Origin of the sequence: Nonomuraea sp. NPDC059007, from assembly GCF_042740555.1 — a bacterium.
Lineage (GTDB): Bacteria > Actinomycetota > Actinomycetes > Streptosporangiales > Streptosporangiaceae > Nonomuraea.
In genome coordinates this window covers 109,635-122,444 of sequence record NZ_JBHYJD010000004.1, presented here as the reverse complement: position 1 = coordinate 122,444, position 12,810 = coordinate 109,635, and the positions used below count along the sequence as shown (strand labels likewise).

Below are 12,810 nucleotides of genomic sequence, written 5' to 3'. Positions count from 1 at the left end.
TACTGCCCTGGGGTCACCCCTGCCTCATCTCAGGGGGCGGTTGGAGGGGTGCGCCCAGCATGGTCGAGCATGGAGGCATGTCGCGCGAGGCCGATTTCTTCGAGAGCTTCCGAGGTCGCCTGGAGGCGATCGCCTACCGGATGCTGGGGTCGGCCGGCGACGCCGAGGACGCGGTGCAGGACACCTTCCTGCGCTGGCACGCGGCGGACCGTGAGCTGATCGAGACGCCCGAGGCCTGGCTGACGAAGGTGCTCACCAACCTCTGCCTCAGCCAGCTACGCTCGGCGCGGGTCCGGCGGGAGACCTATGTGGGGCAGTGGCTGCCGGAGCCGGTTCTGGCCGGAGACCGCATGCTCGGCCCGGCTGACACCGCCGAGCAGCGTGAGTCGGTGTCCATGGCGATGCTCACCCTCATGGAACGGCTCTCGCCCAACGAGCGCGTGGTCTACGTGCTGCGCGAGGCGTTCGGCTACCCCCACCGCGAGATCGCGGAGATCCTCGACCTGACCGAGGCGAACTGCCAGCAGGTCTTCCGGCGGGCCAAGCAGCACCTGGCCGCCGGGCGCTCCCGTGGCGAGGTCGACGCGGGGGCGGCGGAGAAGATCGTCCGAGGATTTCTGGCCGCGGCGCTCAGCGGCGACACCGAGCCGCTGGTCCGGCTGCTCACCGATGACGCGGTCAGCGTGGCCGACGGCGGTGGCCGGGTACCGGCCCGCAGGACCCCGATCGTCGGCGCGCCGGACATCGCGCGGTACCTGGCGCGCGTGTTCCGGCCGACCGACGCCAAGCGGGCCATGCTCGGCGGCGACGGTCTCGCCTTCCACGCCGTCGTCGTCAACGGCGGTCCCGCCCTGCTGGCCCAGACCGGTGACCGGGCCTTCGGCGTCTTCTGCCTCGACGTGGGCCCTGACGGGGTCGCGGCGATCCACCTTCAGGTCAACCCCGCCAAGCTTGAGCGCATCACCCGGCAGTGGGCGGCCGCCGGGCCGCATCGGCCCATCGCGAGCGCGTGGTGAGTCACTGGCCGGGGTCATGAAAAATCAGCCTTCCGGGGACCCGGCCGCCGCGGCCCGGACGCTGCTCACGATCGTCGACTCGGCCGAGCCGCCCCTGCGGGTGCTCTTCGGGCAGGGCTTCTATCCGATGATCCAGCAGGTCTACGCCGACCGGCTCAAGACCTGGGCCGACGGGCAGGACCTTTCGGCGGCGTCCCACGGCTGACTACTCCCCCCGGCGTAGTCGGGACCGCCACTGGTGCGGGGGCGGTAGCGGCAATTGACTTCACGGGTACGACGTCTCTGAGCTGCGGCTCGACCACGATTGCGGGCATGACGATATCGGTCCGCACACGCACGGGGTCCACGCTGGCGACGGTGGCGGTCGTGCAGTTCATGGTGTCGCTGGACCTGTCGGTGGTCAACGTCGGACTCCCGCAGATCGCGGCCGGCCTCGGCTTCGGCGCGGTGGGACTGACCTGGGTGATCCACGCCTACGCGCTCACCTTCGGCGGGTTGCTCCTGCTCGGCGGCAAGGCGGCCGACCGGTATGGCCGTAAACAGGTCCTTCTGCTGGGCCTCGGCCTGTTCGGCCTCGCCTCGCTCATCGGCGGCTTCGCCCAGGAACCCGGCCATCTGATCGCCGCCCGCGCCGCCCAGGGCATCGGGGCCGCCGCGCTGGCTCCGGCCGCGTTGTCGCTGCTGGCCACGACGTTTCCCGGGGGCAGGGAGCGGGTGCGCGCCTTCGGCGTCTGGAGCGCCACCAACGCCGCGGGCGGGGCGCTCGGCGTGCTGATCGGAGGTCTGCTCACCGAGTACGCGAGCTGGCGCTGGGTGATGTTCGTGAACGTGCCGATGGCCGCCGGCGCGCTGGCCCTGGCCTGGAGGGGTGTCGCCGCGGAACCGGCGCCGGTTCGCCATGGTCGTCCGGACGTGCTCGGAGCCGTCCTGGCCACGGCCGGCGTGACCCTGCTGGTGTTCGGCATCGTGCGTACCGAACACCATGCGTGGACCTCGCCGACCACGGTGACGACGCTCGCGGTCGCGATCGCGCTGCTGGTCGCGTTCGTGCGGGTCGAGCTGACCACCCGGCGCGAGCCGCTGATCCGGCTCGGTCTGTTCGCCAACCGGTCGGTACTCGGCGCGAACCTGTTCAACCTGCTGGTCGGCGGAGCCATGGCCGCGTCCTTCTACTTCGCCTCCCTCTACCTCCAGCGCGTGCTCGGAACGGGGCCGGCGCTGACCGGGCTCATGTTCCTGCCGATGGCGCTCGCGGTGGTCGCCGGGTCCGTGCTCGCGGTCAAGCTCGGCTACCGGGCCGCGCCGCGCACGCTGCTGATCGCCGGCGCGCTGCTGACCGGGGCCGGGTTCGCCTGGTTCGGGCAGATCAGCCCGGACGGTTCCTTCCTCACCCACGTCCTGGGGCCGTCGGTCGTGATCGGGGTCGGGTTCGGCCTATGCCTCGGGCCGGTCGTCTCCACGGCCACCACCGGCGTCGCGGCCCACGAGAGCGGCACCGCGTCGGGCCTGCTCAACAGCTCGCGCCAGATCGGCGCCTCGCTCGGGCTGGCCGTCCTCGGCACCGTGGCACACCACCGCACCGGCCAGGTCCTCACGCCGCAGACCCTCACCGACGGCTACGCGCTCAGCCTGACCGTCTGCGCCGCGCTCCTGGCCGCCGCCGTCCTCATCGCCCTCACCGTCCTGCGCAGGAAGGCCGTCCCGGCATGACCATCACCCCGATCGATCTGTTCGCCTCCTCTCTCCATCTCCACCAAGACGGCCAGGTCAAGGCCGGGACCCCCGGCCAGGACGGCTGGCGGCTGACCGCCTTCCACGCGAAGACCGGCGCCGACGTCCACGCCGACCACTGGGAGATCCACCCCGAGGCCGAGGAACTGGTGTCCTGTCTCATCGGGAAGATCCGCCTCTACCTGCGCCCGGAACGGCCCGGCCAGCAGGAGGAGGAGATCAGGCTGATCGCCGGAACCGCGGCCGTCGTCCCGCGCGGTCGCTGGCACCGCATCGAGCTGGACATCCCCAGCAACATCATGGCCGTCACCCTTCCGCGCGGCAGCCGGCTGGAGAAGCGATGAACGCCACCGAGTCGCCCGGCATGGCGCGGCTGCTGCGCCCCCATGCCCTGAGTTTCGCCGCCGTGGTCGTTCTGCAGGTCATCGGTGCCGTCGCGGGGCTGGCGCCGCTGCTCGCGGTCGTCGAGCTGGGCCGTACGCTGCTGTCGCCCGGCCCGCTCGACCACGGCCACGTCTGGACCGTCGTGATCGCGGGAGCGGCCGGGTTGTTCGTCCGGCTGCTGTTCACGGGCGCCTCGTCCGGGATCGGGCACCTGGTCGACGGCCAGGTTCAGCTGATGTTCCGCCGGCAACTGGCGGCGCGGCTGGGACGGGTCCCGATCGGCTGGTTCTCCCGGCGCCACAGCGGCGAACTGGCCAAGGTGGTCGGCGACGACGTGAGCGCAGTGCACCCGTTCATCGCCCACACGCCGGGCGAGCTCGTCTCCGCGTTCGTGGTGCCGCTCGTGTCGCTCGTCTACCTGTTCACCGTCGACTGGCGGCTCACGCTGATCACGCTCATCCCGGTCGTGCTGGCCCTGGCGCTGGTGCCCCTGATGATGACCCCGGCCAGGCTGCGCGAGCAGAAGGCGTTCGACGCGGCCATGGGACGGATCACGAGCTCGGTCGTCGAGTTCGTGCAGGGGATCTCGGTGGTGAAGGCGTTCGGCGGATCCGGGCGGGCCCACAGCAGGTTCGTGACGGCCGTGGACGAGTTCGTCGGCATCTTCTCCCGGCTGATCTACGGCATCTCCGGGATCGGCGCGGGCATGCAGGTGGCGTTGTCGCCGCCGTTCGTGCTGCTGGTGGTGCTGATCGGCGGCACGGTCCTGATCACGTCCGGAGGTCTCGCACCCGCCGACCTGCTGCCGTTCCTGCTGCTCGGGCTGGGACTGACCGCACCGGTGGCCGCCCTCGGCCACGGCTTCGACGAGATGCAGGCCGCCGGGCGCGCGGTCGGGCGGATCAAGGACGTGCTCGCGGTGCCGTCCCTGCGCGAGCCCGCCCGCCCGGTCGCGCCGCAGGGGTACCGGGTGGAGCTGCGCGACGTCCGGTTCGGCTACGAGGACGATCACGAGGTGCTGCGCGGGATCGACCTCGTCCTGGAGCCGGGTACGGTCACCGCCGTCGTCGGCCCGTCTGGCGGCGGCAAGTCCACGCTGGTCCAGTTGCTGCCGCGGTTCTTCGACCCGAGCCACGGGTCGGTCCTGCTGGGCGGGGTCGATCTGCGTGAGCTCGGCAGCCGGGAGCTCTACCGGTCGGTCTCCTTCGTCTTCCAGGATGTGCGGCTGCTGCGCGCCTCGGTCGCGGACAACATCGCGCTGGCCGTACCGCACGCCGATCACGACGACGTGGTACGCGCCGCGCGCATGGCCAACATCCACGAGCGTGTGCTCGAACTGCCACGGGGCTACGACACCGTGATCGGCGAGGACGTGAAGTTGTCGGGCGGCGAGGCGCAGCGGATCTCGCTGGCCCGCGCGCTGCTCGCCGACGCGCCCGTCCTCGTGCTCGACGAGGCGACCTCCTTCGCCGACCCGCACACCGAACAGGCGGTACGCCGGGCCCTGGCCCGGCTGGCGGGTGAGCGCACGATCCTGGTCATCGCCCATCGCCTGGAGACGGTCGCCGACGCCGACACCGTCGTACTGCTGGAGGACGGGGCGATAGTCGAGCGCGGCAGGCCCGCCGAGTTGCTGGCGCGGGGTGGCAGGTTCGCCGCGTTCTGGCAGTCCCACCGATCACCGCAGGGAGACGAACTCTGATGATCCGCATGCTGCTTCGTGTGCTGGGCGACGAGTACGCCCGTCCGTTGCGCCGCACCGTGGTCCTGATGACGGCGACCGCGGTGGCCGAGGGGCTGTCCTACGCGCTGCTGTTCCCGGTGCTGCGGGCGCTGTTCGGGGGCACGCCGGGGGAGGCGGTGCCCTGGCTGGTCGCGTTCGGGGTCGCGGTCGCGTTCTTCGCGGCGCTGCGCTACTTCAGTGATCTGTCCGGGTTCCGGATGGGCATCTCGCTGTTGCGCGGCATGTACCACCGGCTCGGCGGGCATCTGGCCCGGCTGCCCATCGGCTGGTACGACGCCCGGCGCGTCGGGCAGGTGTCGGTCCTGGCCGGTGAGGGCGTGCTGCAGGCGATGAGCGTGATCGCGCACCTGCTGTCGCCGTTCATCGCCGCCGGGGTGACTCCGCTGACGATCGTGGCCGTGATGCTCGCCTTCAACTGGCAGATGGGGCTGGCCGCGCTGGTCGCCGTGCCGGTGGTGGCGGCGATCCAGGTCTGGTCGGGACGCTCGATGGCCGCCGCCGACGCGCGGACCGCGGAGCGCGGCCACGAGGCGACCGGGCGGGTCATCGAGTACCTGCAGGCCCAGCCGGTGCTGCGCGCCGGTGGCCGGACCCACGAGCGGTTCCGGCTCCTGGACGACGCGCTGAGCGAACTCCAGCGGTCCTCCCGCCGCATGGTGCTGTCGGCGCTGTCCGGCGTGGTGGCCACGACGATCACCGTGCAGGCGGTCTTCACCGCGCTGCTGGTCCTGGGCGCCTACCTCGCGCTCGGCGGGGGCGTCGGGGTGGCGGAGGTGCTGGCGATCCTGGTGCTGGCCGCCCGCGGCGCCGACCCGCTGCTGGCGCTGTCGGACATCGGCGGCAAGGTACGCGGCGCGCGTGCCGAGCTGGCCAGGCTCGACGCGGTGCTGCGTACCGAACCGCTGCCGGAACCCCGCGAACCGGTCCTGCCGCGCGGCCACGACCTGGAGTTCGAGTCCGTCACGTTCCGGCACGGCGAGCGCACGGTGCTCGACGAGGTGTCGCTGTCCGTGCCGCAGGGACAGCGGCTGGCCGTGGTCGGGCCGTCGGGCTCGGGCAAGAGCACTCTGCTGCAACTGCTCGCGCGCTTCTACGACGTGGACGCGGGCGCCGTCCGGGTGGGCGGCGTGGACGTGCGCGCGATGAGCTCCGAGACGCTGATGGAGCGGATCTCCATCGTCTTCCAGGACGTCTACCTCTTCGACGGCACGATCGAGGAGAACGTACGGCTCGGCCGCCCCGGCGCCGACGACGCCGACGTACGGGCCGCCGCCACCGCCGCCCGGCTGGACGAGGTGGTCGAGCGGCTGCCCGGCGGCTGGGCGGCGAACGTCGGCGAGGGCGGCGCGCTGCTGTCGGGCGGCGAGCGCCAGCGTGTCTCGATCGCGCGGGCGCTGCTGAAGGACGCGCCCATCGTGCTGCTGGACGAGGTCACCTCCGCCCTGGACCCGGTGAACGAGGCGGCTGTCCATGAGGGGATCGAACACCTGATGGCCGGCCGTACCGTGGTGATGGTGGCGCATCGGATGCGGACCGTCCGCCGCGCCGACCGCATCGTCTTCCTCGACGACGGCGGCATCGTGGAGGAGGGCGGCCACGACGAGCTGCTGGGCCGCGGCGGCCGCTACGCCGCCTTCTGGAACGTCTCGCTGAACAGCTCCTGAGTCAGGCGCGGTCCCGGGTCGCGAGCCGGGCCAGCACCGAGGGTTCGATCCTGGCCACGGTCTCCAGCAGCAGGCCGGGCCGGACCCGGGCGGAGGCGAGCCACGATCCCATGGCATTCGGCACATTGACGTTGCTCCGTGACCGCCTATGATCCCGGTGTGGTCCTGGCGACGTTTGATCGGCCGTGGCGGCCGGCGGTGGTTCAGATGCTGTTGGTGGGGCTCTTCGGCCTGCCGATGAGCGCGGGCGTCCTTGTGGCGGGGACGTTCATCGCGGCCATCGGGCCGATCATGCTGGTGCCCGCCGTCCTGGCCGGGGTGGCGGTCCTCTACGTGGCCGGGTCCATGACGCCCCGGGGGTCGGTGCTGACCGACCGTTCCTGGGGGCGGCTGGCGTGGGCGACCGGGGTGCTGTTCCTCGGAACGGCCGGCCTCATGGTCATGGTGGCGGCCACCACCGGCAGGTACATCGAGATCAGCTGGCTGTGGATGGCGTTGTTCACCGCCGCTCCGTACGCGCTGGCCGCCGGGGTGCTGGCCGGCGGGTGGGTGTCGGTCGGCGGGGTGGTGCTGTCCGGGGCCTGGCTGGTGGGGTTCTGGCCCTGGTGAGCGCTCAGCTGGGGGCCGGGACGTAGGAGAGGTTCAGGACGCCGGTGTCGAAGGTCACGGAGTTGGTGAGCTTCAGCGGGTGGGTCGGGGTGTCCTCGAACAAACGCCGGCCTTGACCGACGACGATGGGGTGGACGAGCAGGTTCAGCTGGTCCAGGAGCCCGTGGGCCAGGAGCCAGCGGACCGTCGTCGCGGAGCCGGACATCTGGATGTCGCCCTCGGTCCGCTCCTTGAGGTCGCGGATCTTGGCGGCGACGTCGCCGGAGATGATCGTGGTGTTGTTCCAGTCGGCCTTTTCGAGGCTGTTGGACACGACCCATTTGCGGCTCTCGTTGAGCGACCTGCCGGCCTCCGGGTCGGCCTCGGCGGTCGGCCAGTAGGAGGACCACTCGTCGTACAGCGTGCGGCCCATGAGGTAGCCGGCGGCGCTGCCCATGCCCTCCATGACCACGGCGCCCATCTCATCGCTCCAGTACGGGAAGTGCCACTTGTCGGGCGACTCGACGACGCCGTCCAGGGAGATGAAGAAACTGGAGATGATCCTTGCCATGGCGGTGCTCCTTAGGTCGTTCGATACGAGTGGGAGGGTAGGCCGGAACGGGCGGTCAGGTCTTGTACAGAAGCGACAGCGGTTCCGGCTGCCGCGGGCCGGCGAGCTGCGTGGCGGTCCGGCCGATGAAGCGGGTCAGCGAGCGGGCCAGGTGGGGCTGGTCGAAGTAGCCGAGCCGGTGGACCACCTCCTGGGCCGGCCGGCCCTCCCGCAGAAGGATCGCCGCGTGCCGCGCGCGGTCGATCTGGCGTACGGCGCCGCGGGTCAGGCCGGTGGCGGCCAGGAACCGCCGCTGGAGCGTGCGGTCCGAGACCTCCGGGCGGGAACCGTCGAGCGCGGCGGCGACGATCGGGTCGCGGGCCAGGACGTCCTCGCGGACCAGCCGCCGGACGAACGCCTCGGCGTCGTCGTAGCCGGGTAGCCGCCAGGTCGAGCCCTTCAGCCAGAACGAGCTGCCGGTGGTGCCGGGGATCGTCGCGGAGTTGTCGACGAGCCGGTCGATGGGCAGGTGGGGCATCGCGGTGCCGAGGGAGAAGGTGATGCCGAAGAACGTCGCGTCCTCGGGGACGGGCGCGGCGCGCGCCCGCGTCTCGGGCCCCTGTACGGCGGCGCACGCCTGGCCCCGGTGCTCCCAGAAGACGAGGTCCCAGCGGGCCGCCGCGACGGACATCATCCGGGCGACGTCGGAGCTCCGGCTGCGCCATACCCGATCGATGTAGGGCGAGTCGGAGGCCCGGCTTTCGACCTGCAAGCCCATCGCAATCCCTCCTGGCCACCGAGCAGGCAGTCTGGCATGTGCGAAGCGTCCGGGAAAAGCGGTATCTGGCTAATGTGTGTCCTGCGATGAACGGTACGGAACGGGTGGTGGGCGGGTACACGCTGCGGCGGTTGCTCGGCCGGGGCGGCATGGGCGAGGTCTACCTGGCCACCGGCCCCACGGGCGGCATGGCGGCGGTGAAGGTGATCCATCCGCAGCTGGCCAGGGAAGAGGCGTTCCGGCGGCGGTTCGAGCGGGAGGTCGCCGCGGCGCGCAGGGTCGCCCGGTTCTGCACCGCTCCGGTCATCGACGCCGGGCTGGACGGGGAGACGGCCTACCTGGTCACCGAACACGTGAAGGGCCCGGATCTGGCCGCCGCCGTACGGGACCAGGGGGCGTTCGGCGGCTCGAACCTGGAGGCGCTCGCGGTCGGCATCGCGACGGCGCTGAGCGCGATCCACGGGGCCGGAGTCGTGCACCGCGACCTCAAGCCGTCCAACGTGCTGCTGTCGCCGCTCGGGCCCAGGGTGATCGACTTCGGCATCGCCCAGCTCGTGGACGCGCAGAGCCTGGTCAGCCAGGCCATTCTGGGGACGCCCGCGTTCATGGCGCCCGAGCAGGTACGGGCCGAGCCGGTGACGCCCGCCGCCGACGTCTACGCGTGGGGCGGGGTGATCGCGTTCGCCGGGACGGGGCGGCTGCCGTTCGGCGGTGGCGCGCCGCACGAGGTGCTGTACCGGATCGTCCACGAGGGGCCGAACCTCGACGGGCTCGACGAGCGGATGCGCGGGCTCGTGGAGTGGGCGCTGGCCAAGGACCCCGCCGCGCGGCCCACGGCTCAGCAGTTGCTGGACGCGCTGGTCGGGGCGCGGCGCTCGGCTCCGGCCGAGGCCAGCCAGGTGGTGGAGCGTACGTGGACGGGTCCGGTGAGTCCGGAGCCGCCTGTTCGTCGCGCGCGGTGGAAGTGGTGGCTGGCCGGTGGGCTGGCGGTGCTGGTCGCGGGTGGGGCGGCGGTGGTCGTACCGGCTGCGCTGGGGGAGAAGTGGCCGTATCAGGCGGGCTTCGATGAGGCCTGGGCGGTGGGGGCTTCGCAGGGCGGCGAGGCGCGGGTGGACGGCGCGGCGTACGTGCTGACGGCCAAGCCGGGGTGGCGGCTGTGGAAGTCGGCGCCCCGTGAAGAGCCCGAGCGGGGCGTGACGGTCAGCGCGCGGGCGAGGGTCGAGGAGGGCGCGGGCGAGTTCGGCGTCTGGTGCCACGGGACCGAGGGGGCGGGCGACCGCTACGAGTTCTCGGTGAGCGCGTCGGGGCAGGCCACGATCGTCAAGCGCCGCGCGGGAGCGGAACCCGCCATCCTGTACGGCCCCGCCCGCGTCAAGACCACCACCGAGACCCGCGTCACGGCCCGCTGCACGAGGGAGAGCGGCAAGGCCGCCCTGGGCATGTGGGTCAACGGCCGCAAGGTCGGCGAGGCGAGCGACACGGACCGGGCCTATCCGAACACGGTGGCGGGCGTGCACGCGGCGCCGTCCGGCGAGCGGGCGATGCGGGTGCGGTTCAGCGCGTTCACGCTGGAGCCGGTCGAGCCGTGAGTGACGCCGTGGCCTTCGGGGTGCTGGGGCCGCTCATGCTGCCGGACGGCGCGCCGCCGCCCGGCCCGGCCAAGCATCGGGCGTTGCTGGCCGCGTTGCTGCTGTCGCCCGGCCGGATGGTGCCGATCGAGCGGCTCGTGGCGCTCGTGTGGGACGGCGAGCCGCCCGCGTCGGCCGAGTCGGTGCTGCGCGTGTACGTGAGCGCGTTGCGCAAGGTCGTTGCCGGGATCCAGACCGTTCCCGGTGGTTATCTGCTGGCGGTCGAGCCGGAGCGGGTCGACTGGTACCGGTTCGAGCGGCTGGTGGAGCGGGGGCGGCGGGCCAGGGAGGCGGGGAGCCTGGCCCAGGCGGCCGATCAGCTCCGGGCGGCGCTCGGGCTGTGGCGCGGGCCGGCGCTGGCGGACGTGGATTCCGGTCCGCTGCGGCGGGCCTCCGCCGTACCGCTGGAGGAGCTTCGGTTGCGGGCGCTCGAAGAGCGCGTGGAGCTGGACCTGCGGCTCGGGCGCGGCGGTGAGGTGGTCGGCGAGCTGCGGGCGCTGGTCGGCGCCTACCCGCTGCGTGAGCGGGCCTGGGCCCAGCTGATCACGGCGCTGCGGCTGGCGGGGCGGCGCTCCGAGGCGCTGGAGGCCTATCAGGAGGCCCGGCGGGTGCTCGTGGACGAGCTCGGCCTGGAGCCGGGCGCGGAGTTGCGGCAGGCGCACGCGGACGTACTGGCCGGGCGGGAGCCGCCCGTGCCGGCTCCCAACGAGACGCCGCCCGACATCGCCGACTTCACCGGGCGGGCGGAGGTGCTGCGGTGGATCGGCGAGGCGGTGCCCGCTGCGGGCGGCGCGCCGGTTCACCTGGTGGTGCACGGGGCGCCGGGGTGCGGGAAGTCAGCCGTCGCCGTGCACGCCGCGGCGTCGGCGGGCGGCGCGTTCACCGGCGGCGTACTGTTCGCGACGTTGCGCGAGCGTGCGCCGGGGGCGGTGCTGGAGGATCTGCTGCGCTCGCTCGGGTGTCCCGAGGGCGCGGTTCCGGCCGCGCCGACCGAGCGGATCCGGCTTTATCGGAGCATGACGGCGTCGCGGCGGCTGCTCGTCGTGCTCGACGACGCTTCGGGCGAGTCCCAGGTACGCCCGCTGCTGCCCACCGGCGCCGGGAGCATGACGCTGGTCACGAGCCGCTCGCCGTTGTCGGGGCTGGAGGCGTCCCGGGCCATGGAGCTGGGCGTGCTCTCCCCGCAGGAGGCGCTCGACCTGCTCGCGGTCGTCGCCGGACGGCAGCGGGTCGCGGCGGAGCCGCAGGCGGCGGCCAGGATCGCGCTGCTGTGCGGGCACCTGCCGCTCGCCCTGCGCGTGGCCGGATCCCGCCTGGCCAGGAAGCCCGGCTGGACGCTTGAGCACCTGGCCGGCCGCCTGGGCGACTCGCGGCGCCGCCTGGACGAGCTGAGCACGGGCGACCTGGCGGTGCGGGGGAGTCTCGCGCTGGGGTACGACGGGCTGGCCGAGCGGGAGCGTACGCTGTTTCGCCGGTTGGGCGCGCTGTCGGCGCCCGACTTCGCCCCGTGGGTCTTCGGCGACCTGGAGGCGCTGGCCGAGGCGGGACTGCTGCAGTCGCGCGGCCTCGACGAGTCCGGCCAGGAGCGCTACGGCTGGCACGACCTCACCCGCCTCTACGCCGCCGAACTCCTGGCCGCGGAGGGTCGCGACGTGCTGGCCGGAGTGGCGGGGGAGATCCTCGACCGGGCAAGACGGGCCAGGCAACTGCTGCTGCCCGCCGAGCCCGGTTCCGGCCGGACCGTCGCGCGGACCGAGGAGCAGGTGCTGGAGACCACGCTGCTGCGCGAGTCGGCCGGATGGCTGCGGTCGGAGCGGCGGTTTCTGTCCGCGTGCGTGGCCGACTTCCACGACGCCGGGCTGCACGAGGCCGCCTGGCGGCTGGCCTTCTACCTGGCGCCGTTCTACGAGCTGGGCGCCCACCACGACGACTGGCACCAGACCACGGCCACCGGCCTGGACGCGGCCAGGGCGGCCGGCCACCGGCAGGGCGAGGCCCTGCTGCTGCGCGGCCTGGCCGACCTGCACCGGATCGAGGGCGACCCGCAGGCCGCCGCGGCCGCGCTGCGTGCCGCCCAGCCGCTGGTCGAGGGGCTGGAACTGGCCCGGGTCACGCTCAGGCTCGGGCTGGTGACGGGTGACGAGCGCGCGTACGCCCGCTGTCTGGCCGTCTTCGAGCAGGCGGGGGACCAGCGCGGCAGGACGGACACGCTGCGCGCGCTCGGCGCGCTGAAGGGCGATCGGGGGCTGCTGGAGGAGAGCCTGGCCGGATACCTCGCGCTGGGCGATCCGCGCGGCGAGGCCGAGGCGCTGCTCGACCTGGCGAACCTGCACCTGTCGGCGCGCAGGCTGCCGGAGGCGCGCGAGTGCGCGGAGCGCCGCCTGCGGATCAACCGGCGGCTCGGCGACCGGCTGCCGGAGGCGTACGGGCTTCTGGTTCTGGCCGGGATCTCGCGCGCAGAAGGCCGGCCGGATCCCCGGGCCGCGGCCGCCGCCCTGGAGATCTTCCGGACGTTCGGCGACCGCAAGGGTGCCGGGCAGGCCCTGCTCGCCATGGCTGAGGCGCATCTCGACCTCGATGAGGTGGATGAGGCGGTTGATGGTCTTGAGCGTGCTATGGGAGAGTTTGTCCTGCTCAGCGATCAGCGTGGCCTCACCGAAGCGGAAGGGCTGGCGCGGGAGGCGCGACGGCGTCGCGGGCTATACGGATCCTGAATGTCGCCCTCCT

Annotated in this window: 11 protein-coding genes; 9 read left to right on the top strand and 2 right to left on the bottom strand. The window is 72.8% G+C overall.

Annotation, left to right across the window (positions count from 1 at the left end):
- The first annotated feature begins 59 nt into the window (after positions 1 to 59).
- From sigJ to ACFWY5_RS07875, 7 genes are all read left to right on the top strand, one after another.
- Complete coding sequence (gene sigJ, locus ACFWY5_RS07905; RefSeq protein ID WP_379630880.1) at positions 60 to 1,016, top strand: RNA polymerase sigma factor SigJ; 957 nt, start codon at positions 60 to 62, stop codon at positions 1,014 to 1,016.
- A gap of 16 nt (positions 1,017 to 1,032) precedes the next feature.
- Positions 1,033 to 1,221 carry a hypothetical protein gene (locus ACFWY5_RS07900; protein WP_379630879.1) on the top strand — a complete coding sequence of 63 codons (189 nt, stop codon included), beginning with the start codon at positions 1,033 to 1,035 and terminating at the stop codon, positions 1,219 to 1,221.
- A gap of 107 nt (positions 1,222 to 1,328) precedes the next feature.
- Positions 1,329 to 2,726: an MFS transporter gene (locus tag ACFWY5_RS07895; protein ID WP_379630878.1), complete on the top strand. Its 1,398-nt coding sequence runs from the start codon at positions 1,329 to 1,331 to the stop codon at positions 2,724 to 2,726.
- Positions 2,723 to 3,091 carry a cupin gene (locus ACFWY5_RS07890; RefSeq protein ID WP_379609778.1) on the top strand — a complete coding sequence of 123 codons (369 nt, stop codon included), beginning with the start codon at positions 2,723 to 2,725 and terminating at the stop codon, positions 3,089 to 3,091. The genes ACFWY5_RS07895 and ACFWY5_RS07890 overlap by 4 nt, the downstream gene beginning before the upstream one ends.
- Positions 3,088 to 4,833, top strand: a complete 1,746-nt coding sequence (locus tag ACFWY5_RS07885; RefSeq protein ID WP_379630877.1) for an ABC transporter ATP-binding protein — start codon at positions 3,088 to 3,090, stop codon at positions 4,831 to 4,833. Before ACFWY5_RS07890 ends, ACFWY5_RS07885 begins: the two co-directional genes overlap by 4 nt.
- Before the next feature lie 8 nt (positions 4,834 to 4,841).
- Positions 4,842 to 6,539 (top strand): ABC transporter ATP-binding protein, encoded by a 1,698-nt coding sequence (locus ACFWY5_RS07880; RefSeq protein WP_379630876.1) that lies wholly within the window; start codon positions 4,842 to 4,844, stop codon positions 6,537 to 6,539.
- A 207-nt stretch (positions 6,540 to 6,746) separates the two neighbouring features.
- Positions 6,747 to 7,148, top strand: coding sequence for a hypothetical protein (locus tag ACFWY5_RS07875; protein ID WP_379630875.1), 402 nt, complete (start codon positions 6,747 to 6,749; stop codon positions 7,146 to 7,148).
- 4 nt (positions 7,149 to 7,152) lie between these two features.
- Here the strand turns inward: ACFWY5_RS07875 and ACFWY5_RS07870 are convergent, their stop codons facing one another.
- The gene (locus tag ACFWY5_RS07870) at positions 7,153 to 7,698 is read right to left on the bottom strand and encodes a dihydrofolate reductase family protein (protein ID WP_379630874.1); all 546 of its coding nucleotides are present in this window, start codon (positions 7,696 to 7,698) and stop codon (positions 7,153 to 7,155) included.
- Between the two features lie 55 nt (positions 7,699 to 7,753).
- Positions 7,754 to 8,455, bottom strand: a complete 702-nt coding sequence (locus ACFWY5_RS07865; RefSeq protein ID WP_379609773.1) for a helix-turn-helix domain-containing protein — start codon at positions 8,453 to 8,455, stop codon at positions 7,754 to 7,756.
- A gap of 86 nt (positions 8,456 to 8,541) precedes the next feature.
- Between ACFWY5_RS07865 and ACFWY5_RS07860 the strand changes: the two genes are divergently transcribed.
- Positions 8,542 to 10,044 (top strand): protein kinase, encoded by a 1,503-nt coding sequence (locus ACFWY5_RS07860; RefSeq protein WP_379630873.1) that lies wholly within the window; start codon positions 8,542 to 8,544, stop codon positions 10,042 to 10,044.
- Entirely contained in the window at positions 10,041 to 12,797 is a 2,757-nt protein-coding gene (locus ACFWY5_RS07855) for a BTAD domain-containing putative transcriptional regulator (RefSeq protein ID WP_379630872.1), read from the top strand. Before ACFWY5_RS07860 ends, ACFWY5_RS07855 begins: the two co-directional genes overlap by 4 nt.
- Positions 12,798 to 12,810: the final 13 nt, after the last annotated feature.